The 24,952-nt window shown below is 32.1% G+C and carries 22 protein-coding genes; 6 read left to right on the plus strand and 16 right to left on the minus strand.

The genetic code is table 11. The features are described 5' to 3' along the window. Positions 1 to 4 precede the first annotated feature (4 nt). The 4 genes from FYJ81_RS03990 to FYJ81_RS04005 all read right to left on the minus strand — a co-directional run bounded on the left by FYJ81_RS03990 (position 5) and on the right by FYJ81_RS04005 (position 4,456). On the minus strand, positions 5 to 802 hold the full coding sequence (locus tag FYJ81_RS03990; protein ID WP_107384871.1) for a TerC family protein: 798 nt from the start codon (positions 800 to 802) through the stop codon (positions 5 to 7). A 365-nt stretch (positions 803 to 1,167) separates the two neighbouring features. Next, positions 1,168 to 2,730 (minus strand): peptide chain release factor 3, encoded by a 1,563-nt coding sequence (locus tag FYJ81_RS03995; protein ID WP_107384872.1) that lies wholly within the window; start codon positions 2,728 to 2,730, stop codon positions 1,168 to 1,170. A gap of 12 nt (positions 2,731 to 2,742) precedes the next feature. Then, a complete protein-coding gene (locus FYJ81_RS04000) occupies positions 2,743 to 2,982 on the minus strand; it encodes a YueH family protein (RefSeq protein ID WP_107505156.1) in 240 nt (79 codons plus the stop codon). Next, positions 2,972 to 4,456, minus strand: coding sequence for a UDP-N-acetylmuramoyl-L-alanyl-D-glutamate--L-lysine ligase (locus FYJ81_RS04005; RefSeq protein ID WP_107505157.1), 1,485 nt, complete (start codon positions 4,454 to 4,456; stop codon positions 2,972 to 2,974). Before FYJ81_RS04005 ends, FYJ81_RS04000 begins: the two co-directional genes overlap by 11 nt. Positions 4,457 to 4,886: 430 nt before the next feature. On the opposite strand from FYJ81_RS04005, the gene FYJ81_RS04010 reads away from it, so the two are divergent. Both FYJ81_RS04010 and ltaA read left to right on the plus strand, forming a co-directional pair. Then, the gene (locus FYJ81_RS04010; protein WP_019469081.1) at positions 4,887 to 6,062 is read left to right on the plus strand and encodes a diglucosyl diacylglycerol synthase; all 1,176 of its coding nucleotides are present in this window, start codon (positions 4,887 to 4,889) and stop codon (positions 6,060 to 6,062) included. Beyond that, positions 6,040 to 7,242, plus strand: coding sequence for a lipoteichoic acid biosynthesis MFS flippase LtaA (gene ltaA, locus FYJ81_RS04015; RefSeq protein ID WP_181187540.1), 1,203 nt, complete (start codon positions 6,040 to 6,042; stop codon positions 7,240 to 7,242). The genes FYJ81_RS04010 and ltaA overlap by 23 nt, the downstream gene beginning before the upstream one ends. Before the next feature lie 128 nt (positions 7,243 to 7,370). On the opposite strand, the gene FYJ81_RS04020 is transcribed toward ltaA, so the two are convergent. The 3 genes from FYJ81_RS04020 to FYJ81_RS04030 all read right to left on the minus strand — a co-directional run bounded on the left by FYJ81_RS04020 (position 7,371) and on the right by FYJ81_RS04030 (position 10,382). Further along, the gene (locus tag FYJ81_RS04020; RefSeq protein ID WP_019469079.1) at positions 7,371 to 7,880 is read right to left on the minus strand and encodes a YjcG family protein; all 510 of its coding nucleotides are present in this window, start codon (positions 7,878 to 7,880) and stop codon (positions 7,371 to 7,373) included. 85 nt (positions 7,881 to 7,965) lie between these two features. Continuing rightward, complete coding sequence (locus tag FYJ81_RS04025; protein ID WP_107386391.1) at positions 7,966 to 8,712, minus strand: esterase family protein; 747 nt, start codon at positions 8,710 to 8,712, stop codon at positions 7,966 to 7,968. A gap of 98 nt (positions 8,713 to 8,810) precedes the next feature. Continuing rightward, positions 8,811 to 10,382 carry an alanine/glycine:cation symporter family protein gene (locus FYJ81_RS04030; RefSeq protein WP_107384688.1) on the minus strand — a complete coding sequence of 524 codons (1,572 nt, stop codon included), beginning with the start codon at positions 10,380 to 10,382 and terminating at the stop codon, positions 8,811 to 8,813. Positions 10,383 to 10,720: 338 nt separating this feature from the next. Between FYJ81_RS04030 and cozEa the strand changes: the two genes are divergently transcribed. Continuing rightward, positions 10,721 to 11,806, plus strand: coding sequence for a lipoteichoic acid biosynthesis protein CozEa (gene cozEa, locus FYJ81_RS04035; protein ID WP_107384687.1), 1,086 nt, complete (start codon positions 10,721 to 10,723; stop codon positions 11,804 to 11,806). A 96-nt stretch (positions 11,807 to 11,902) separates the two neighbouring features. Here the strand turns inward: cozEa and fabI are convergent, their stop codons facing one another. The 7 genes from fabI to FYJ81_RS04070 form a co-directional block, all read right to left on the minus strand. Next, complete coding sequence (gene fabI, locus FYJ81_RS04040; protein WP_154409327.1) at positions 11,903 to 12,673, minus strand: enoyl-ACP reductase FabI; 771 nt, start codon at positions 12,671 to 12,673, stop codon at positions 11,903 to 11,905. A 302-nt stretch (positions 12,674 to 12,975) separates the two neighbouring features. Further along, positions 12,976 to 14,814 (minus strand): monovalent cation:proton antiporter family protein, encoded by a 1,839-nt coding sequence (locus FYJ81_RS04045; protein ID WP_107384685.1) that lies wholly within the window; start codon positions 14,812 to 14,814, stop codon positions 12,976 to 12,978. A gap of 8 nt (positions 14,815 to 14,822) precedes the next feature. After that, positions 14,823 to 16,151: a magnesium transporter gene (mgtE, locus tag FYJ81_RS04050; RefSeq protein ID WP_394859557.1), complete on the minus strand. Its 1,329-nt coding sequence runs from the start codon at positions 16,149 to 16,151 to the stop codon at positions 14,823 to 14,825. A gap of 83 nt (positions 16,152 to 16,234) precedes the next feature. Beyond that, positions 16,235 to 17,089: an RluA family pseudouridine synthase gene (locus FYJ81_RS04055; protein ID WP_107384683.1), complete on the minus strand. Its 855-nt coding sequence runs from the start codon at positions 17,087 to 17,089 to the stop codon at positions 16,235 to 16,237. Further along, complete coding sequence (locus FYJ81_RS04060; RefSeq protein ID WP_107384682.1) at positions 17,089 to 17,898, minus strand: NAD kinase; 810 nt, start codon at positions 17,896 to 17,898, stop codon at positions 17,089 to 17,091. The genes FYJ81_RS04055 and FYJ81_RS04060 overlap by 1 nt, the downstream gene beginning before the upstream one ends. 11 nt (positions 17,899 to 17,909) lie before the next feature. Next, complete coding sequence (locus FYJ81_RS04065) at positions 17,910 to 18,545, minus strand: GTP pyrophosphokinase (protein WP_107384681.1); 636 nt, start codon at positions 18,543 to 18,545, stop codon at positions 17,910 to 17,912. Between the two features lie 16 nt (positions 18,546 to 18,561). Then, positions 18,562 to 18,909, minus strand: coding sequence for a hypothetical protein (locus FYJ81_RS04070; protein ID WP_107384680.1), 348 nt, complete (start codon positions 18,907 to 18,909; stop codon positions 18,562 to 18,564). Between the two features lie 189 nt (positions 18,910 to 19,098). Between FYJ81_RS04070 and FYJ81_RS04075 the strand changes: the two genes are divergently transcribed. The 3 genes from FYJ81_RS04075 (at position 19,099) to yjbH (ending at position 20,947) form a co-directional block, all read left to right on the plus strand. Further along, the gene (locus FYJ81_RS04075) at positions 19,099 to 19,683 is read left to right on the plus strand and encodes a CYTH domain-containing protein (RefSeq protein WP_107384679.1); all 585 of its coding nucleotides are present in this window, start codon (positions 19,099 to 19,101) and stop codon (positions 19,681 to 19,683) included. A gap of 87 nt (positions 19,684 to 19,770) precedes the next feature. Beyond that, on the plus strand, positions 19,771 to 20,142 hold the full coding sequence (locus FYJ81_RS04080; protein ID WP_107384678.1) for a truncated hemoglobin YjbI: 372 nt from the start codon (positions 19,771 to 19,773) through the stop codon (positions 20,140 to 20,142). 16 nt (positions 20,143 to 20,158) lie between these two features. Then, entirely contained in the window at positions 20,159 to 20,947 is a 789-nt protein-coding gene (yjbH, locus tag FYJ81_RS04085) for a protease adaptor protein YjbH (protein WP_154409328.1), read from the plus strand. A gap of 1,065 nt (positions 20,948 to 22,012) precedes the next feature. Here the strand turns inward: yjbH and pepF are convergent. Next, entirely contained in the window at positions 22,013 to 23,821 is a 1,809-nt protein-coding gene (gene pepF, locus FYJ81_RS04090) for an oligoendopeptidase F (RefSeq protein ID WP_107384677.1), read from the minus strand. 54 nt (positions 23,822 to 23,875) lie between these two features. After that, the gene (locus FYJ81_RS04095; RefSeq protein ID WP_107523496.1) at positions 23,876 to 24,877 is read right to left on the minus strand and encodes a competence protein CoiA; all 1,002 of its coding nucleotides are present in this window, start codon (positions 24,875 to 24,877) and stop codon (positions 23,876 to 23,878) included. Positions 24,878 to 24,952: the final 75 nt, after the last annotated feature.

Genomic DNA, 24,952 nt, shown 5'->3' on the forward strand with positions numbered 1-24,952 from the left:
TATATTATTTATGTTCTTTTTTATTATTTTTAACAGATGTTAACCAACCGATAATTACAAGTGCAATCATAACCGTCCAGAAAATTGATTGCCATAATACACTGTGTGGGAAATGTTCTGGTAATATTTTAATATCAGGGTGTGCTAGCACCATGATTACTAATTTAATACCTACCCAACCTACAATCGCAAATGCAGCGCCTTCTAAACCAGGATATTTGTTCAATAGATTTACAAACCAAGTGGCTGCAAAACGCATGATGATCACACCTAGCATACCGCCTAGGAACATGACTGCAAATTGTCCAAGGTCCATACCACCAAAGTGTATACCAACAGTAGGTAAAGTTACTGCAATAGCAAGAGCAGCTAACATGGAATCAATCGCAAATGCTATATCAGCAAATTCTACTTTTAATACTGTGCCCCAAAATGCTTTAGGACTTGCATGTATTTCCTCACCCGATTCATCATAATGATGATCATCAGTACCATCCTCTTTTTGATGGTCTTTTTCTTTAAAGAATGATATGAGATTTTTAATCGACATGTATAATAGGTAAATTGCGCCTAGCGCTTGAATCCACCAAAAATGTGCGATAATGCTTATTAAGAATAAAGAAATAAAACGGAAAATAAATGCACCTAACAGTCCATAGAACAATGCTTTTTTACGTTGTTCAGGAGGCAAATGTTTAACCATAACTGCCATAACAACAGCATTATCTGCTGCTAATAAACCTTCTAAAAATACCAGTACTACTAGAACCCATAAATAAGGTAAAATCAAACTCGGATCCATTTAGGACAACTCCTTTAGTTTTTTTACATAAAAATAGAGACCTAAGCTAAGTAAATGCTACACACATTTTAATCATATACACTCACTAAAGTAAATTAAACTTTCGGTCTTATATAATTTGTATGTTTGTAACATTTATAAGCAAAGGTCTCACTCGACAGTGTTTTTCCTGCCCATTTTACCGGAAACATTTAACGTTTCGTAATGACGACAAAATGACTATGTTAAAAAGATATATAAAACAGATATTTTATAATGATATTACTATCTCATATATCTCTTTAAAAACAGTTGAGTTACTCCCCTCCGACTACAAAGTCATAGGTATTCTATTAATAATATAGTATTATACACAATTAATCATGTTATAACAAACTGTATAATTTAATTTCTGGAAATTTTTCTTCAAACCATCTCGTTGCAAATTCATTTTCAAATAAGAAAACGTAATTATCATAAACATCTTTAACTAATATAGAACGAGAAGAACTCATTTTATCTTTAATATCTTCTTCATTTTCAATCCATCTTGCAATTTTTGGACCAACTGATTCCATGATGACATCAACATTATATTCATTTTTAAGTCGATGTTCAAAAACTTCAAATTGTAGTTGACCAACTGCACCAATAAGAATTTGATTAGTATGCAATGCTTTATAGTATTGAATGGCACCTTCTTGAACTAACTGCTCAATCCCTTTATGGAAATGTTTCTGTTTCATGACGTTTTTCGCAGAAACTTTCATAAATAATTCTGGTGTAAACTGTGGTAATTCTTGGAAACTGAATTTTTGGTTTCCACCTACTAATGTATCTCCAATTTGGTAATTACCCGTGTCATACAAGCCTATAATATCTCCAGCGACTGCATGATTAACAGTTTCTTTGTCATCAGCCATAAATGAAGTTGAACGTGTTATTTTTTGTTTCTTTTTAGTTCTTTGTAACGTAACATCCATACCTCGTTCGAAAGCGCCACTAACAACCCTCATAAATGCAATTCTATCTCTGTGTTTGGGGTCCATATTCGCTTGAATTTTGAAAATAAAGCCTGAAAAATCTGTATCATATGGTGTAACTTCAATATCTTCTTTCGTTTGTCGAGCACTTGGCATAGGTGCATGGTCAACATAAGCATTCAAGAAATTTTGTACACCAAAGTTTGCTAGCGCTGATCCAAAGAACACTGGTGTTAAATCACCTTTTCTCAAAGCTTCATTATCAAATGTTTCTCCCGCTTCTTCTACCAACATTAATTCTTCGATTGCTTGCGTAAAGGCGCTATCATTTTTAATTTTATGATCTTCTTCCAATTCATAATCATCATTTAAATGAAGCACATTTTGTTCATCTCTAAAAGGCTCAATCGTATGTGTATCTCGATCAATGATACCAAAGAAATTTTGTCCCATACCCACTGGCCAATTCATAGGATATGTTTCGATTTCCAATGTAGACTCGATTTCATCCAATAATTCAAACGGTTCTTTACCTACTCTATCTAATTTATTGATAAATGTGAAAATAGGAATGCCTCTCATTTTACAAACTTTAAATAATTTTAAAGTTTGCGGTTCAATACCTTTTGCACAATCTATAACCATTACAGCGCTGTCTACGGCCATTAATGTTCTATATGTGTCTTCAGAAAAATCTTCATGTCCAGGTGTATCTAAAATGTTGATTTTGTAATGATCATAATCAAATTGCATCACTGAACTTGTAACTGAGATACCACGTTCTTGTTCAACTTTCATCCAGTCACTTGTCGCAAATTTACCACTTTTTTTACCTTTTACAGTCCCTGCTTCTCTAATTGCACCACCAAATAATAGTAACTTTTCAGTTAATGTGGTTTTACCAGCATCAGGATGGGAAATAATCGCAAAAGTTTTTCTGGATTCTACTTCTTCCTTTATACTCATTTGTTCTCTCCTTTAACTCTCAAATATCGATTGACCAATATCATCAGCAATTTGTACTGCTGTTGACTCATCAAGTAACGTAAACAAGTGTATCACAAGTTCCTCCTTGATATCATCATCATTTAACGAAGTATCAATTTCTAATGACCAATTTAAGTCTGGTATTGCCAAAAGCAAGACTTCATCGTTATCATTTTTATAAATATAACTACGGACTGTTACATCATTCAGACTGATAAGCCTAATTTCCAATAGGGCCACCGCCAAACTTTTTATAAGCTGCTTCTAAACCGATTAAATCATCTCTATGTGGTACTTTTACATGACCAGGCATAATTTGGTAAGGTTCACGTCCCTTAGAAGCTAAGACAACTGTATCGCCAGGATTAGCAATTTCAATAGCATGACGAATCCCCTCTGCACGGTCTTCAAATTCTATATAATTATTATGTGTTGCGCCCTTAGCGAGTTCGCTTGTTAATTTTTTAGGATCATCATTTGCTGGGTTGTCTGGTGTAAAAATAACGTAATCCGCTCTACAAGCAACGCGCCCCATTTCAGGTGTTTTGCCCATATCTCTTTCTCCAGCCATACCGCACAAGAAAATTAATTTTTGTTTTGCAAAAGGTTTCACAGCATCTATAAGTTTATCCATACCATCTGCTGTATGTGCATAATCAATAATTAGATTAATTGGCAATTGGGGGTCTAAAACTTCAAGTCGACCTTCAACAGGTTCTAAGTTTTCTACGGCTTGAATAATTTCTTCTAACGTAGCACCTTTTGCCCAAACAGCTATCATTGCAGCCATAATATTAGAAACGTTGAAGATGCCTACATAAGGTGACTTTACAGGAAATGTACCTTCAGGTGTATTAAAATCAAACGTTACGCCTTGTAATGACTCATTAATATTTTCAGCCATAAATTGTGCACATTCATTAATGCCATAGGTAAAGACTTCATAAGGTGTAACTGAAGCTAAATATTCTGAAAATCTATCATCTTGATTTAAAACAACATATTTTTCTTTTGATAAATCTTCACCTAACTGGCTGAATAATAATGATTTAGCATGACCATAAGCTTCCATTGTGCCATGAAAGTCTAAATGATCTTGCGTTAAATTTGAAAATACCGCCACATCAAAATTAACGCCACTTAAACGTCCTAATGATAAACCATGACTTGATACTTCTAAAGTCATGGCCTGTGCTTGCTTTTCTACAGCTTCATGAATTTTTTTAGTTAGCGCAACTGTTTCAGGTGTTGTGTTTGTACCTTTAGATTTTTCCTCATTAATTTGGAAACCATTAGTACCTAAATAAGCACTACCTTTATCTAATTTTCTATATATATGGTGTATCATTGTCGCTATAGATGTTTTACCATTGGTTCCAGTAACACCATATGTAGTTAGTTGTTTACTTGGATAATTAAATAATACATTTACGAGTAAACTGGCAACGCGCAACGTGTCAGGAACGATAACTTGTGTTACATCACCTTTCAACAATTGTTCATGATTTACTACAATGACTTTACAGCCTTGATTTACAACATCTTGACAAAATTTATGACTATCGACTGTATAACCTTTAGAAGCAACGAATATACTTCCTTCTTTAGCAGTACGCGAGTCTGTTGTTATATCATTAACATTCATATCTAATGTACCTATCACTTGTTTAACTCTTATTTTTTTAAACAACTCATTTGCATTCAACATTAACCGCTCCTTTATTTCCAATACTTCTATTATACACATTTTCAGTTGATTTTATAGAAACTAATATTGCTAATTATTTCTTTCTCTACTATTATATATTTTTCGTTTTCATTTAAAAAATTTTATAACTATCATGAGCATAAACTAGATTCAGTTTGTTAATCATATGTAATTAATTGTGTAGATTTTCTTTTTTATTTGTTTAGTTTCTTTTAAGGTCGCTTATTTTAATAGAAAGCGTGGTATGGTATACATATAGAACAATCTAAATTTAGCGTGATATAATTTTAAAAAATAAGTATGAATCATTTTCTATGCGTTTGTAAAATGATATAATCTCTAATAATTATGTTTTTTCTTTCGCATGACAATAAAATGCGTTAAACTTAGCATGAGCTAAATTTATACTATTGGAGGGTGACTCAAAATGGTTACTCGTAACAAAAAAATATTGATTATTACTGGTTCTTTTGGTAATGGACATTTACAGGTTACTCAAAGCGTAGTAAACCAATTCAATGAAATGAATCTAGACAATTTAACTGTCATTGAACATGATTTATTTTTAGAAGCTCACCCAATTCTGACTTCTATATGTAAAAAGTGGTATATCAATAGTTTTAAGTATTTCAGAAATATGTACAAATCTTTTTACTATAGTAAACCTGACCAAATAGACAAATGTTTCTATAAATATTATGGATTAAATAAATTAATTAATTTATTACTAAAAGAAAAACCAGATTTAATATTGTTGACCTTCCCTACGCCAGTAATGTCTGTATTAACTGAGCAATTTGATATGAATATCCCAATTGCCACAGTTATGACAGATTATAGATTACAAAAGAATTGGGTTACACCACATTCTCAAAGGTATTACTTGGCAACTGAGGAATTAAAAGATGAATTTGCTGAAATAGGGATCCCAAGACATCAATTAAAGGTTACTGGCATTCCAATTTCTGATAAATTCGAACAAGATATTGACCAATCTTCATGGTTACGTCAAAATAATTTGAATCCAGATAAACCTACAATACTTATGTCCGCAGGTGCTTTTGGCGTTTCAAAAGGATTCGGTCAAATGATTAGTGATATTTTGACTAAAAGTCCACAATCACAAGTAGTCATGGTTTGTGGTAAAAATAAAGAGTTGAAACGCACATTATCTAGCCAATTTAAAAATTATGATAACGTACTTATCTTAGGTTATACAAAACAGATGAATGAATGGATGGCATCAAGTCAGTTGATGATTACAAAGCCAGGTGGCATCACGATTTCTGAAGCACTAACCCGACAAATTCCAATGATTTTCTTAGATCCTGCACCTGGTCAAGAGTTAGAAAACGCGCTTTATTTTGAAGAAAAAGGTTACGGCACTATCGCTTATTCACCTGATGAAGCTATTCAACAAGTAGCATCATTAACAAATCATCCAACTTCACTAGTAGAAATGTCTAAAGCAATGAGTGAATCACGCATTCCATATTCAACATATAAATTATGCAAAGATTTATTAGATCTTCTAGACCATTCAACACGTTATGAAGAAGTTTATGGAAAGGTTCCTTTATATGCAAAGCTCTTCGTTAAATAATACTAACTACAATTCAAGTACAAATTTTATTATTATGTTGATTATTTTATTTTTAATGGAGTTTGCTAGAGGTATGTATGTGTTGAGTTATTTAGCATTACTTCCAACGGCAACTTCTATTGCGGTAGGTGTTACATCTATCGCTATTTCTATTCACTTTATTGCTGATGCAACAACCAACTTTGTCATAGGTTTTTTACTTAAACGCTTAGGTACAAAGCTTGTTTTGACACTTGGATTTTTATTAGCGTTTGGTAGTTTGTTTTTAGTCATTTGGTTTCCTACATCACCTATCGTGCTAATCACAAGTGCAATATTGCTAGGTATCGCCGTGAGTCCTATTTGGGTCATTATGCTTGCAAGTGTTGATGAAAATAATCGTGGTAAACAAATGGGTTATGTTTATTTCTCATGGTTACTAGGTTTATTAGTTGGAATGGTTGGAATGAACTTAATCTTTAAATTCCATCCAACACGTTTCGCTTTTATGATGTCATTAGTCGTACTGATTGCATGGATTCTATACTATTTCGTTAAAATAAGACTGACTAATTATAATACAAGACCTGTAAAACAACAGTTAGGTCAAATTGTAAATGTGACTAAACGCCATTTAATTCTGTTTCCAGGTATTTTATTACAAGGTGCTTCCATTACTGCCTTAGTACCGATATTACCTACATATGCAACGAAAGTCGTGGGCGTTTCAACAGTTGAATATACGATTGCAATTATCATTGGTGGCATAGGTTGTGCTATTTCTATGTTGTTTTTATCTAAAATTATAGACAACAATGGTACATTATTTATGTATGGTATCATTTTTAGTGGATTTGTTTTATATACTTTAATGATATTTGCGTTATCTATTATTACGGATATTAAATTAGTTTGGGGCTTGGCATTATTTATCGGCCTAATGTACGGCATCTTGTTACCTGCATGGAATACTTTTATGGCAAGTCATATACACATGGATGAACAAGAAGAGACTTGGGGCGTGTTCAATAGTGTACAAGGTTTCGGCTCTATGATTGGTCCACTCGTAGGTGGTTTAATCACAGAATTCTCTAAATCTGTTAATAATACTTTTTATTTTTCAGCATTAGTATTTTTATTTTTAGCAATATTTTATGGTATTTATTTTGTTAAAAATAAACAACAACACACACACACTTAACTATATTTAGTAATGTTCAATATACAAAAGAGTCGCTATCAAGTTTTTAGATAAATTCTAAAATGATAGCGACTCTTTTAAAGTTTCAATATTATCATTGATTGAAATGATAACTTTATATAAAAAAATTATGCAAAATTAAAATTCTCTAAGACTTTCCATTTTTCCGCACTTTCATCGTAATAAACTAAAGAAAGTTGCTCAATTGCTTCTTTATAGTCAATACCCGCTAAGTTCAATTGACCAAAAATGTCTTCGAATTCTTGACTAGTTAAACCTTGTGCAATTGTAAAATGTGGTACAAATGGATGTTCAGGACGACCATAAAAATCACCACTATTGAATTGATTAAATAATTTTTCTAAATTGTCTGTTTTGGCAACTTTAAAATAAATTACATTTGTAATTGGCGCAAAGTTTGAAGCCTTTGTCGCGTGTACTTCAATAGGTGGTATCCCCTCGATTCTTGATTTGATTGTCTCTTTGACAGCGTCAAGATCACCTTCGTTTATTTTAAAATGCTCTTTAATCGTAATGTGTGGCATTATCGTTGCATAGTGAGCATCATAACGTTTACGGTATGCATTTACTTCATCTTGAAACGCTTTTGACGGAATTAATGCTAATCCTAAAATCATTTAAATTCCTCCTTTGTTTAACATAACTACATTATATCAAATTTCACAAAAATTCGTTACTTTTAACTAAATTTCCTACAGATAATTAAAAAGAAATATTATCTGATAAAAAATATTTTAATAAATCTTCTAATAAATGTTTCCAAGATTTCCATCTATGACCACCATCAAACTCTGCATAATGATAAGTTATATCACTATGTTCGATAATCGATTTAAGCTGGCGATTAGGTGTTAAAAAATCCGCTTGCTTACCTGTCGTTGGTAAAGCAAAGTTTTTTTCTTCTAATCCAACAGTATGCCATATTGTCAATTGTTCTTGAAATTGACATCGTTCGATTAATGTTTGTATCACTTCATCATGTTGAGGACTCAATAGTCCCACTTGGCTAAAAATTCTCGGATAAGATAATGCAGTAATCAAAGCTGCACTTCCAGCTAAGCTGTCACCTAAAATAACTCTGCCATTGCCTACTTTATACGTTGGGAATTGAGCATCTATAAACGGTAAAATTTCATTCGCCATACATTTTACAGTTAAAGCTGTTTTTGCTCCTTGGGGATGAAATTCTGCTCTTCTTTTTTCAACATCTTCATAATGAAAACCTACAAATATTGCTCTTTCTACTTCATTTGCTTCCCATAATTTTTCATATGTTCTGTGTATTCTGCCAAAGCTAAAAAAGTCTAAACCATCAAAACAAAAGACGACTTTGTATTTAAATAGTTCTGTAAAATCTTTAGGTAAATAAATAGATAGTGTAATATCTCTATCTAATATGTCACTAGAAAAATTAATCTTATTAATTCGCCCTGCTTGTAAATTGTCCATAAAATAATGCGCCCCCTCGTAGTCTTAATGACATTGTATCAAGAGACGCAATATTTTAAAATAACTCGCTTTTTATTTGTCTAAGTGACATATTATTTTTAGTCGTTAATATCCTCTTTTTTTAGACGTTCAGGATAATCTTCCAGCCAAAATACAGCATTAGGTACTTTTTCAGGGTCTGGTTTATAAATAGCTTTTTTACCCGATCCTAAACGTTTTTTCTGCAATTCATAATCTTTCAATGCGCTTATAGCTGGTTTGTGTAATAGCCAAATTGCAATGATATTAAGCCAGGCCATCATACCTACACCTAAATCTCCCATTAGCCATGCAATATCTGCCGTTTTCACTGCGCCATAAACGGTGGCAAGAATTAATACAATTCGCGTTATATTGATAAATATAAAGGAAGTCCTATAATTTGCGTTTCTTGTTAAGTATGCAATATTGGTTTCTGCAATATAGTAATAAGCCAATATAGTAGTAAAGGCAAAGAAAAACAAAGCAATTGCTATAAAATAAGATCCAAATCCAGAGAACGATGGATCAAAATGATAACTTCCACCTTGTAATGCTTTGTCTATACCTGCTTGTGCGTACATTGCGGTTCCAGAATAATCTTTATCTCCATTTGACATTTCAACAAAGATACCATTATCTTTAATTAAACTTGCTTTATCACTTGGTGTGTTACCGCCATCCGTTACATTATATGTACCAGAAAGCAAGATGATTAATGCTGTTGCAGTACAAACAAACAAAGTATCAACGTAAACTGAAAACGCTTGCACTAAACCTTGTTTTGCTGGGTGTGATACCTCTGCTGCCGCAGCTGCATGTGGTCCTGTACCTTGTCCAGCCTCATTTGAATAAAGACCTCTTTTGACACCTATTTCAATCATTGCACCTACTATCCCACCAAAAGCAGCTTCCATACCAAATGCGGATTTGAAAATTAATGCAAATAAAGAAGGAACCGCTTCAATATTGAGTATGATAATAATGACCGCCATTAAAATATATAATACTGCCATAAATGGTACAACTGCAGTCGCTGCATTAGCAATCCATTTTATTCCCCCAAAAATGATTAAGCCGATAATAATTGCTAAAAATATGGCTACAATCCATGGATTTAATTGAAATGCATTTTTCATAGAACTAGATATAGCATTTGATTGAACACCTGGTAATAACAATCCGACTGAAATCACAGTGACGATTGCAAAGATCAAGCCATATATTTTACCCAGTTTCCCCTTTATACCATATTCAATATAAAATGCTGGTCCACCTCTATATTGTCCCTTTTCTTCACGTTTATATATCTGACCTAATGTCGATTCTATAAATGCACTACTCGCTCCTAAAAATGCTGTTGCCCACATCCAAAATACGGCTCCCGGTCCACCAATAAATATCGCTGTTGATACCCCTACAATATTACCAGTACCTACACGACCTGCTAACGATAATGCGATTGCTTGAAAACTTGAAATACCTGTTGGTGACTTTTCCCCTTGAAACATAAGTCGAATCATTTCTTTAAAGTGTCTTACTTGGAAAAATTTCATAAATAGTGAAAATAATATACCAGTGATTAACAAACCATAAACTAATGGTTTGCTCCATACTATGTCATAGAGCCAAGTTAAAAAACCTTCTATCATAACGTATCCCCCTTGTTATACCATTAAAGAAAATGATATTTTTTAATATTATACACATATATTATGTTCCGCGCAACGCATTATATAAGTTATTATTTTCACAAAATATATATTTCGTTATGAATTTTTTGCATAAATAACATTAATGTATTTAATATTTATATTATCTTATAATGCACTACGCATTACTGTTTCCCCTTTGTTATCATTCTGAAATTTCAATCAATCTTCACATGCACATTAAGTACAAAGTTTCACAAGTTTATCTTTTGTTCTATCTTTTTTTAAGATATACTGAATTATAAATTAAAATAAAGTTTTATAGGAGGAACCGTTCTATGCTTAACAAAGTATGGTTTAGAACAGGTATCGCTTTATTAATCCTGTTTTTACTAATCAAACTGATTATGGAAGTACATAGTATTTTCACACCATTTATTATTATCCTTCAATCAGTATTGTTGCCATTATTATTAAGTGGCTTTTTATTTTATATTTGTTTACCTTTTCAAAAAATACTTGAAAAAAATCATGTGCCACGTTGGGGCAGCATTACTATAATCTTTATAGGCTTAATTATTATTATTAGTATTGTTATTGGTGTGTTAGCTCCGTTAATTGCAGAACAAATTGAAAACTTAGTACATCAAATACCTGCATTACAACATGAAGTGCAGAACATCATCAATTTTGCACTAGATCAAATGGAAAGATTGCCGAATGATGTAACTGATAGAATTAATAAGATGGTACAATCTATTAGCGACAGTACTGCTGATATTCTATCTAACTCTTTAGGATACTTAACATCATTTATTTCAACGCTTTTCTTATTGATAATGGTTCCGTTCTTTTTAATCTATATGTTAAAAGATCATGAGCGTTTCATCCCTTTCATTGCAAGATTGTTTAAAGGAGATAGAAAAGTTTTTACTGTAGAATTATTAAAAGATTTAAATGAAACTGTTAAATCTTATATTCAAGGCCAAGTAACAGTAAGTATCATTCTTGGAATAATCTTATACATTGGTTATTCAATTGTAGGGCTTAACTACACACTATTGCTCGTTATGTTTGCTTGTGTTGCAAATATGATACCGTTCTTAGGTCCTTGGATGGCATTTGCACCTGCTGCAGTCATTGCGATTATTCAAAGCCCTTCAACATTTATATGGGTATGTATTATCACGCTGATTGCACAACAATTGGAAGGCAATGTAATCACACCGAACGTAATGGGTAAATCACTTAATATTCATCCTTTAACAATTATAGTAGTGATATTAGCTGCAGGTAACCTTGGTGGTTTCGGTTTAATCTTAATAGCCGTTCCATTATATGCTGTAATTAAAACAGTTGTCAGAAATGTCTTTCGATATAGACAAGATATCATTGCTAAAGCAAATAGTGATGTCAAGGAATAAAATAACGTTATAAAACAAAAAGACTATTCGTTTCTGTCGTTGAAACGAATAGTCTTTTTTAATATATAAATCTTCAATTATGTTTTAAGTCATAAATTATTTAACGATGTGATAACCACTATCTACATGGATATTTTCGCCTGTAACACCACTTGATAAATCACTTAATAAGTACGCTGCAGTTTTACCTACTTCTTCTTGGTCTACATTACGTTTTAATGGCGCACGTTCTTCAATTTCTTTCATGATTGTGTTAAAACTACCAACACCTTTAGCGCTCAGTGTACGAATTGGACCAGCTGAAATCGCATTGACACGGATATTATCTTCACCTAAATCTAATGCTAAATAACGTACATTTGCTTCTAAACTAGCTTTAGCTACGCCCATTACATTGTAGTTTTGTACAGCATATTCGCCACCTAAATAAGTTGTAGCAACGATACTACCACCTTCAGGCATAATTTTTTTTGCTTCTCTAGCAACAATTGTCAATGAATATGAACTAATATCTTGTGCCAATAAGAAACCATCACGAGATGTATCTGAAAAACGGCCTCTTAAATCTTCCATATTAGCAAAAGCAATCGAATGATAAACACCGTCAATGTTACCTACTTCTTCTCCAATTTTTGCGAAACCATTGATAACATCTTCGTCTTTTTGTACATCTATTTGATACATTCTAATTGTTTGTTGATCTAATTGATCTACAAGTTTTTCCATTTCTTTTTTACTACGATCTTTACGATATGTAAAAACTAAATTTGCACCTAATTTGTCTAATACTTTAGCCACACCAAAACCGATACTACGTTTATTAGCAATACCCATAATGACGAATGTTTTATTTTCTAAATTTAACATGAAAATAACTCCTTTTTTAAATTTTCATTTTAAACTGGTTCGAGAAGTTATAATCGTATTCCTATCACTTTGCTCGATGCCAATTCTAACAAACTTTATTTTAACATTGGTTTCATTGTTTAAACAATTCATATTACATTCTATATACGAATTTATCATTTTTTATAGGTTACAAAGTTAAAATGCTTACCAATACTTCACTCATTAAATTAATATTAACAACTCAAAATAGTTTTCAGAAATTCATTTACTGCCTATTCCTACATCAGTCTGAGACATAAATCATATCCCAGACATGGATGTTAATAATAAAACTCTAATTCACGTTTTAATTCATCAACATATTCTTTAGAACCCGTTACAATAACACGGTCTTTATAGCGTAATTGTGTATCACCATGAGGTACGATTGATTCATTATTTCGAATGATTCTCACAAATATAATATCACCGTCAAACGGGAAATTACGTAATTGAATTTGATCATATTTATGATTTAACATTGCAATTTCATACAACGATGTTTCCACATTACTTAAAAGATTTAGCATATTGGGCGTTTCTATTAAACCTTTCAAGAGTATTTTATTACTCATAAAACCACTAAATACTTCAATGCCTTCACTTTGTAGACCTTCATCACCCGTACTCGCCTCTAATCTACAAATAACTCGATTAACACCATGTCTTTTAGCCATTAGCGCCACTTTTCTATTAATATCATCATCATTTGTAGAACAAACAACGATATCTCTTTCAAATAAACCTAGACGATCTAATAACGGTTCTTCGTAATCTGCAATTTCAATCATCGAAATCGCATCTGATAATTTACGTTTATCACTTAAATCATTTCTATAATAAAGTGAAACTTGGTAAAGTTGTGATGTTAAATTCTGAGCAATAGGAATGGTTAATTGATTTTTTCCTATTAAACTCACTTCAATTTGTCTTGTAGCCTCATCTGGCATTGGGAACATTTTTTTAAATATGATAGGTACAAAGACACATGTGATAACTGCACTTAAAATTAAAATACCTGATATTTCCGATGATATTGTTCCAAGTTTTTCAGCAATTTTTGCAGAAGCAATGACCAATGATAAAGTAGATGTTAACAGGAATGCTGAAGATATTGTCGTTTTCATATCAAACCATCGACGTACGTAAAACACTGGTATTAATTTAGATACTACAAATGCGAGTATTAAAAATGGAATAATAAGTAGTAACGAAGGTTCTTTTATTAACATTGGTATATTTAAATCTACACCAACCATGATAAAGAATATTGGTATAAAGAAACCATAACCAAAAGAATCTAATTTCTCCACCATATCCTCATCTGGGCCTAATAAAGAAACAATCACACCTGCTAGGAAAGCGCCTAAAATATTTTCTGCACCAACGCCTTCTGCTAAGGCAACCAGCATAATGATTAATGCAAATACAGCACGTATACCTATCTGTGTGGTACCATCCATCAATTTCTGTAAAAATTGTGCTTTCTTAAATATGCCACCTAAGAAATAAAAAACAAGCGCAAATACTACTAAACTGCCTATTAACCATAGTGATGCACCACCTGAAGCATGTAGTGTGCCATATGCAGTTAACAATATCATTGTCACTAAGTCAGCTAATACTGCTACTAATAATATGAATTGTCCGATTGTAGTACGCATAATATTCATTTCTTTTAGTGTCGGTACAACAACACCTAATGAAATCGTAGAAATGATAATAATCATTAATAAGACATCATCAATTAAGCCAAACCACTTAAATGCATAAGCAAATACAATTGAAATTATCATAATAAATAAAAATACAGTAAGTGCTAATTGCAGGTGGCCTGGTTCTTTACTTTTATCCTTATCTCCAGACGATCCTTTATCTTTTTTAAATGCTTTAAAATCAATTTCTAAACCACTTAAAAACATTAAGAAGATAAAACCTAATGTAGACAAAATATTTAACATAGCATCACGCTCTACTATGTTTAAAAAAGAGTGTCCTATGAGAATACCCATTAGTATTTCTGCTACAACAACAGGTAAGAATGTAATTCGTAATCTATTGATTAGTATCGGTGTAAGGAATGCTGCCATTACAACGACAACAAGTGATAAAAATTCCATGTAACCCCCTATAATAAGTAAGACATGAATGAAGTTGCTAATCCAAAGTAAATCAACATACTCACAATATCATTGATCGTAGTTATAAATGGACCACTTGCAACTGCAGGGTCAATATTTAATTTATTCATAACTAATGGAATCATTGATCCCACTAACGTACCTACTGTCATAGCAATCGTTAAACTGCTCGCTACAATCGTAGCTAAAATTGGTTGACCATAAAGCACCAGTATAATAATAAATAACAATATAGCACAAATCAATCCACTTAAAAAGCCACTGCCCGCTTCTCTCAATGCGACTTTGAAATTACTTTGTTCATCAATTTCACCAGTTGAAATATTACGTACTGATACGGCAAGTGATTGTGTGCCAGAGTTACCAGACATACCACTGATAATTGGAATAAATGCTGCTAGCAACGATACTTGTGCTAATGTATCCTCAAATGATCCAAGTATTGTCGCTGTAATCATTCCTAAAAACGTTAAAATAATTAGCCATGGCAAACGTTTCTTAGCAGTTTTAATGACAGAATCATTTGTTGCATCAACATCAGATACCCCGGCTAAACGAGAGTAGTCCTCGCTCGCTTCTTCATCCATAACATCTAAGATATCATCGATTGTTATAATACCTAATAAATGGTCTTGATAATCGACAACTGGCATAGCGATAAAATCATAATCACGCATTTTTTGCGCTACGTCTTCTTGGTCATCAGCAGCGTTAGCACTGATCACACGTTCGCTCATTATGTCTTCTATATAAGCATCATTTTCTGCTACGATTAAATCTCTTAGTGATAAAACCCCGGCTAATTGTTTATGCTCATTCACAGCAAATATGACATAAATTGTCTCAGCATCTGGCGCTTGTTCTTTAACTTGCATTAATGCTTCTTTTACAGGCATTGTTGATTTTAAAGAAATATATTCCGTCGTCATGATACCACCGGCGGTATCTTCTTCGTAATGTAGTAATGCTTTAATTTCTTTTGCATCTTCACGGTTCATTAGTGTCAGCAAGCTAACAATTTTCTGCTTAGATAATTGATTCATAATGTCAACTGCATTATCGTATGACATATTTTCTAACACTTTGCTAGCATATGTAGCATCCATGGTATCGAATAGCGCTTCATACTCTTCTTCATCAATTTCTAATTGTTCGAAGAAATCCGCTACTTCTTCAGGGGACAATACTTCAAACATTTTTTGTCTAATATCTTCATCGCTGTCTTCAAAGTATTCACTTTGTTCGTATGTGTGCATCGCTAAGAATTCTTCTCTAAATTCACCTATATGATTTTCATGAAGTAGTTTATCTAACATTTCTTGATCATATACTTGCTCATCTTCTAAAACGATTTGATCTTTTTCATTTGCCAAAAGTCCCACCTCCATAGTTACTCAAATTATATCATATTAAATATATTTTCTATTGCATCATATCTATCCTGTATTTCAATTTTTTTATCATAGATTGGATGCATAAAAGATATTTTAAAACATCGTAATAACTGATGTTTATAGCTCGAGTGTCCGCCTCCATATAAATCATCACCCACAATAGGATGTCCTATATATTGAAAATGAACGCGGATTTGATGTGTCCGACCTGTTAATAAAGCAATTTCACATAAACTGTAATTACTGACATGGTCTAAACGCCTATATTTAGTTATTGCTTGTTTGCCATGTGAATTGACTTGTCTTGTAATAATACTAGAAGGATCCCTAGCAATAGGTGCATCTATAATTCCTTGTGCTTCCATTTCACCAAAGCATACACATAAATACGTTTTATCAATGTGTATGTTTGACATAAGATGATGTAGAAAACCATGTTTTGCAACCACAACAATACCTGAAGTGTTTCGATCAATCCTAGTGACAATATGTGGGACAATGTTTTGTCGTGATTGTTTAAAATAACCAAGAATTTGTTCAGCTAAACTAAAATGTTTGTGTTCCCTTGATGGTGCACAATTTTGATAAGGTTCTTTGGAAATAATTAATAAGTATTCATCTTCATATAAAATATTTAAAGTTTTCTCAAACGGGACCAAGTTGTGGCTTGCTGTTTCTTGAGCTAAATGTACCTCTACTATATCGTCTTTCTGTAATTGTTTACGCACAGTTTCTGTTTGTCCATTAACAATTAAAGCGCCATTATGCTTAATGGCGCTAATTGTATTCTTAGAATACCCTTGTTCCTGTAAAAAGGTTCTTAGCATTTGAGGGCCTCTAATTGTATACGTAAATTGCATTATTCGTCGTCTCCGCTTGAAATAAAGGAATCATGTACCCTTTTCCAAAATGGAAACGGTCTAAATCTAGCAAATCTAATTTTTTCATTTGCCACTCTAAATTGAATTGCATTAACATTTTTATGTTTTATACTAACATGGTCTATGGTCGTTAAAATCTTATCTTGATTCACTGGTGTAATCAGACATGTGTGATGTTTGGGTAATACTAATGGTGAACCAACCGTTCTGAACACTCTATTATTAATAGAAGCGATTTCTGCAATTTGCATTGCTTCCAAAGAAGGATGTATCAATGCGCCACCTAATGCCTTATTATAAGCAGTGGAACCTGATGGTGTTGATACACACAGTCCATCTCCTCTAAAACGTTCGAATTGGTTCCCTCTTATATTCACATCCACAACAAGTGTAGAGCCATTTTCAGTTTTCATTGTCGCTTCATTTAATGCCAAGTATCTCGTCTCATATCCATTATCGTTATAACGAACAATGATTTCTAATAGAGGATATTCTATAACTTGGAATTCTGAATTATTAATTTCAATAATTAATTTCTCCACTTCATGTGGCAACCAATCTGCATAGAACCCTAAATGTCCTGTATGTATCCCTACAAATGCACACCGTGATAACATATGGCTATACTGATGGAAAGCCTGTAATAATGTACCATCTCCACCAACTGATATGACTATTTCAGGATTTTCCGTATCTTCAACCATTTCAAAATCTTTCATGTGATTAATCATCTTATGCTTTAAAGCGTTAGACTTTGAATCACCTTTAGATAAAATTGTATAGCGCATGATTACACCTCCTAGTCATTATCATGCTTTTTAGCACGTTTTTTGGAATAGTATTTTTGAGCTTCTTGTATTTCTTCTTTAATTTCCGACATTTCTTCATCAAGTAAAAACGCTGCTTCAGCCGCACGTTCTAGTCGGTGCTGGATTTCTGGCGGATAATCTCCGTCGTATTTATAACGTAATGTATGTTCGATTGTTGCCCAAAAATTCATCGCTAATGTCCGGATTTGGATTTCAGCTAAAATTGATTTTTCACCCTCAAGTGTTTCAATTGGATATTCGATAATAACATGATATGAACGATATCCACTTTGTTTTGTATTGTTGATATAATCGCGTTCTTCTACTACTTTAAAATCTTGACGTTGTCTCAAGAGATTTACCACAATATCGATATCATCTACGAATTGACACATTAATCTCAAACCTGCGATATCGTACATTTCTTCGTGTAATCGATCAAATGAGATTTGTCTTTTATTCGCTTTATCAATAATGCTAGTCATAGGTTTAACACGACCCGTCACAAATTCAATTGGTGAAGCATTATCTTCTACGTCATACTGTTTTCTAAGCCCTTTTAATTTAACTTTTAATTCATCAACTGCTTGTCTATATGGAGATAAAAACTGATCCCATTGATTCATTGTGCTTCACTCCGCTTCACTCTAATTCGAAAGTATCTTCCACAACAGAAACAAACTCCTTACCATAGTTTGAATTACCTTGAATATTTTCTAATATATAATTAAACTCTCTGTCGAATTGTTTTAGTTCTAATTGATCATTAATGATAATCTTCTTATTTTTATTCTCATGTAACATAGACCAGGTTTCTTGAACAAAAATCAAATATGAATATGACTGACCATCATCTAAGATATATGCAAAACTATAATTATCACTATCAACAAGCATTTGTCCTGCTTCTTGTAAGCCTTCTGTAGATTGTTCTGTATAACACTTTAAACTATCTTCTGTTACTTTAATTTCATTCACATAAATACGCATGCTTGTTCCTCCTTATTCTTCATCATTTTAACATAATTATGACGTACATAACACGTTACATGACTATTATCATGTCATCAATTGGCTTAACGTAAATATAATAATTTTTAGCGTATAATGCAATCTAATTTAAATTAACTCACAAGTACTTTAAAATGAATTATCATAAGTATTTAAGGAGTGTAACGCGTGGCAACTAATAATGAAATTGAATTTAAACAGTTATTGTCTAAAGACAATTACCAAGCAATATACAACACTTATTTTTTAGATACAAAACCATTTAGTCAGACCAATTATTACATCGATACACGAAATTTCGATTTAAAATCACATCACTCAGCTTTGAGAATTCGTATTAAAGATGATACTTACGAAATGACATTAAAAGTACCGGCTGAAATTGGCTTGATGGAGTATAATTTCGACACAAAGGTTGAACCAAAACTAAACAAACACATCAAAAGTCAGGACCTGCCCCAAGATATTTTAAACCAACTCTTAAAAATGGATGTAGATATTGATGCATTAACCGTATTAGGAGCTTTGACTACCGAACGTTTAGAAAAAGAAATTCATGGTAATTTACTTGTCTTGGATAAAAATCAATATCTGGATTTTGAAGACTTCGAACTTGAATATGAAGTAAATGATTATGATGAAGGATTAATTCAATTTAAATCAATCCTTCATCAATTCAATATCAATCATGAAATTCCAAACAATAAAGTCCAAAGATTTTTCAATCGCAAACATAAATTAAGCAATAGTTAATTGCGCGCAATATTAAGAAGTCGAATTACTTCCAAATGTAAAAATTCATGTTATATTAGTATTATATTAATAGGATATGGTGATACTATGACACAAACACCTTACGAGGTTATCGGACAAGACGCCTTATTTAAAATGATTGACCATTTTTATTATATGGTACAACGTGATGATAGAATCAATCATTTGTTTCCTGGAGATTTTGAAGAAACAAGCAGAAAACAAAAACAGTTCTTAACACAATTTTTAGGCGGTCCTCAACTGTATACAGAAGAACATGGTCATCCTATGTTAAAAAAAAGACATTTAGAATTTGTAATAACAACGCACGAACGTGACGCATGGCTTGAAAATATGTATAAAGCTATTCAACAAGCAGATTTTCCTGCAGGCGTCGGGGATTATTTATATGAACGATTACGTTTAACAGCGAATCACATGGTTAATTCCGAAAATTAATTGTAGGTGAAAAAACATGGCTGAAGAATTAAAATTAATAAATGCTAATAGTCGTGAAGATGCAAATCTTTCACCTTTGAGTAAGATTGAAATTTATTCCTTTTTCGATCCATTCAGTAAAGAGTGCTTTAAATTGTCTGCTATACTTTCAAAATTACGACTTGAGTATAAACAATATATCAGTATTAGACATATTTTAAATCCTTCCTTACAAGTATTAACAAAATGCCAAGCTCAAAGTACATCTAATTTAGATAATATCGCACTTGCCTATAAAGCTGCTGAACTCCAAGGTCGATTACGGGCTGAGCGCTTTATACATCTTGTACAAAATGAGATAATACCAAAACGAGATATTATAACTGAAGAGATGGTCAATAATTGTATTAGTAATGCTGGACTTGATTATGAAGTCTTTAAAGAAGACTTACATAAGAGTTCATTAAAAGAAAGTTTACAAGTTGACCTGCATATAGCTCGAGAAATGGAAATTGAAGAGGCACCTTCCCTTGTATTCTTTAACGAAGATATACATGAAGAAGGTTTAAAAGTTGAAGGCTTATACCCTTATCATATATATACGTATATCATAAATGAACTTATTGGTTCACCAATTGAAAAAGAACTTCCACCAAGTTTAGAAACTTACATTTACCAACAACAATTAGTAACCAAAGAAGAGTTGCTGACTATTTATGAATGGCCTGAAAAATTATTGAATAAAGAACTGAAAAAATTAGCATTACAGCAAAAAATAGAAAAACTTAGCTCACCAGAAGGTAAATTTTGGAAGTCAAAAGTTTGAAATATTGCTAGTATTCACAACAATATATGCTTTATTTTCAAAATTATAAGTTTCATTTTATTTGAAACAGATACTGTGGCATGTATTTTATTGTTAAAAAGGACTGTCGACAAAGTCTCCGACTTTGTTGGCAGTTTTTTTGTGCACGCTTTCCGCGGGCACTGCCTTAGCCTGTAGTCTTCGGCTAGTGCGCTTCCCGCAGGAGTCGGCCCAAATCACTGCCAATATCACACTGAAAATATTACTAATTCAGAGACTATTTTGTCTCAAATCAATGAAACAAACAATCAAAGAAGCTGTGAAAAAAAGTTACTTTTCAATTCCAAGAAGCATTGGACAAAGAACTAATCCATAACAAAATGTATTAGTTCTTTTTTACAAGTTATCGATTGGGATTATACTGACTTACACAGAATATGAATTAAGTCTATAACCTCACCCTTAGCTCAAATTCTCATCGATCGACACGTTACAAATTTTCGATAAATGATGTATTTTAACTCAAAAAACACCTATTCCGCACTTAACTAACTACGGGAAGATGAAACAAAGTTGCACTTATATAAATTTAGTACCCAAAGCATTTTCAAATCGTCATATAATACAAAATTTCATAAAAACAAAGAAAATGCCAACTTCTATATTATTACTAAAGAAGTTGGCGCTTTTTATTGCCTTTAGTTATTATATTTCAATTGCTTTTTGTAAAATGAATCTCTACAACTTTTTCTTATTTGCTAATTGCTAAACATTATTTTCAATATACATTAGTATTTTATATAAAATTCAATGCAAATTATATGTTGAAATATCTGAATAGTTATTCAATTTCTTATACATCTCTTAGTTATTTAAAAATGGATATAAAAAAAACGCCGTGTCTGATTACACGGCGCTAAACAAAGGGGATGGGAGAAATTTTTCACTTCAAACAAAGGGGTATGTTTGTTATGTGATTAATTTCATGTATATAATATAACACGCTGTTATATACCTTTCAACCATTAAAATTAAATAAATACCCTTTGTCACAAACTTGTCATATTTTAAACGAATACATTCATACTAAGCTTTCATTAACTTTTCAAAAGCGTCTAATTTTTGTTCGAATACTTGGCAAGCTTGTTCAATTGGTTCAGGTGTTGTCATATCTACACCAGCATTTTTCAAGATTTCAATAGGATAATTTGAACTACCTTTTTTCAAGAATTCATTAATATATCGCTCAACAGCCGGTTTACCTTCTGTTAAAATTTGATGACTTAAACTTTGAGCTGCACTGTATCCGGTTGCATATTGATACACATAATAATTCATATAAAAGTGTGGTATTCTAGACCATTCTTTACTAATATTTTCATCTGTTTCAACAGCATCTCCAAAATATTTTCTATTGAGATCTGCATATTCTTCATTCATACGGTTAGCAGTTAATGGTTCTCCAGCTTCTTCTATTTGATGGATTTTATGTTCAAACTCTGCGAACATTGTTTGTCTAAATAACGTTGCACGGAAACGTTCAAGTTCTTGGTTTAATAGTAGTAATCTGCGTTTGTCATCTAAATGTTTATCCATATAGTCACTTAATAATGCTTCATTACAAGTTGATGCGACTTCTGCAACGAATATAGTGTAATCACTTAAATTAGATGGTTGATTTTGACGACTAAAGTAGCTATGTGCTGAATGACCAAATTCATGTACTAAGGTATATAAATCAGAAACTGTATTTGACCAATTCAGTAATATAAACGGATTCGTTAAGTGAGCACCTGATGAGTATCCTCCAGAACGTTTACCTTTATTTTCAAAGACATCTACCCATCGATGATTTAAACCTTCTTCCACAACTTTCATATATTCTTCACCCATTGGTTGTAATGCTTTCAACATCCAATCTTTAGCCTCTTCATAAGGCATTTCAAACTTAATGTCTTTGACAAGTGGTGTATATACATCATACATTTTCATATCATCTAAGCCTAATAGTTCTTTGCGTAATTTAGTATACCGATGCAGTAAAGGTAAGTATTTATGAACTGTTTTCACTAAATTATCATAAACAGCTTCTGGAATGTGATTATTACTCAAAGCAGCTTCTCTTGCCGTTTTATAATTATGTGTTCTTGCATTAAAGACGTTTTTCTTAACTTCTCCAGCTAGTGTCGCACTTAGTGTATTGTTATAAGCACCATATGCCTTATATAAATTTTCATATGCAGATTGTCGTAATACGCGATCATCTGATTCCAGACATTTTATGAATGTCCCTTGTGTTAAAGCGTGTCGTTGACCTTCACTATCTATTGCATCTTCAAATTCTAAGTCTGCATTGCTAAACATGCCATACACGTTGTCAGGTGTAGACAATGCATCTTGCGCCTCTGTCAATAATCTTTCTTTATCAGCACTTAATACATGCGGTCTCTTTTCATTAATTAATTTTAAATCAAATTTATAACGTTTCAAATCATCATTTTCATCAATAAAACTTTGAATCGTTGCTTCATCTATTTGTAGAATTTCAGGTACTAAAAAACTCCATGCTGAGCTAAATTTTATAATTAATTGATGCGCTCTAGATTCATAACCTGTGTATTTATCATTCGCCGTATCTTGATCTTGTTTTAAATGGGCATACACATATACTTTTTCCAACTTGGAACCTAATTCATCTTCTAATGCTAATGCATTAAATAGAGTCGATGAGCTATCAGCTAAATGACCGACATATTGTTGTTCTTCACCTATATTATTTTCAACATCTTTAAATGCATCCTCAAAAGCATTATCAGATTCAAAGATGGTAGATAAATCCCAAGTATATTCTGGATATTGACGTTCTTGCTCTTCTCTTGTTAATTGTTGTGTCATAATATCTAGTAAACCTCCTATAAAGTCTATTAGTATAATTTTCTCACGTCATAGTCATTTTTGCACGCTATAACACCCATGATTATAATAGAATTGTTTGAATTTTTGAACAATGCTATAACTTATTTGTGTTTTATCTATTTCATTATTATAAAATTGGTTTAATTCTAGCAGTTGTTTAAAATGTGTCATATTAAATGTGTTCATTTGCCACATATATATAAGTTGTAATTGCCAATACACAGGATGCGACTTAATATACATTTGTTCTGGATAAATGATCCCTAGATATTCACCTACCCATTCATCAGTTAGCTTTAAATTATACATCACACTTAAACTTGGCTCTAAAACTGAATGCGTCTTACGACATAGACTTAAATAATGTTTTATAGCACGATTTGATAGTTTTAACGTTTGTGTTGCAGCATGATAAACATCCTTTAACTGAATTTGATTAACTAAATGCTTTAATGGTATATCATACCTTTTCGCAATAAATTGTTGTCCACCAATAAAATTAATCACTTTATAACCAAAAAGCATTTCATGTGTTGTATCCCATGATAATAACAATCTATTATAAATATTAATGAAATTTCTTTCGTATTTTGATAAGTATACAACGCTATTATTTTTATTATATTTTACATCTTTTATTATCCAATAAACTTTATAACCGGCATTTTGTAAAGCTTTACTGCGTCTTGAAATACACGCTAACGTTACTTTTGAAAATTGTATTTCGAATACAATTTCATCATCTATAATTAAATCAGGATATTGGTAACTTTGTGGTACATATGGTTCAATGCTAACTTTATGATTTAAATCTTTTAGCTGTTGAGCAATGCGGTATTTCAAATCAGAATGTGCTTGCGATTCATTTTTATGACAATATAAACGATCATTACGAACATGTGCAAAATGAGGTGTATAGTATGCCCCCTTTTTTAATAACACTTTTCCTTTACAAAATGGGCAACGATAGTTTTCACTTTTTATTGCATTTTTTGCCCACACGGCCTGGTTTTGATCATTGTTTGCGTATAACATTTCGTCACCTCATATAATTACACGCAGAAAGTCATCAAATTACTATAACTTTATTTAAGAAAAAATTATTAATAC

Origin of the sequence: Staphylococcus sp. McC-251-APC-3A2 (genome assembly GCF_009695665.1) — a bacterium.
Lineage (GTDB): Bacteria > Bacillota > Bacilli > Staphylococcales > Staphylococcaceae > Staphylococcus > Staphylococcus cohnii.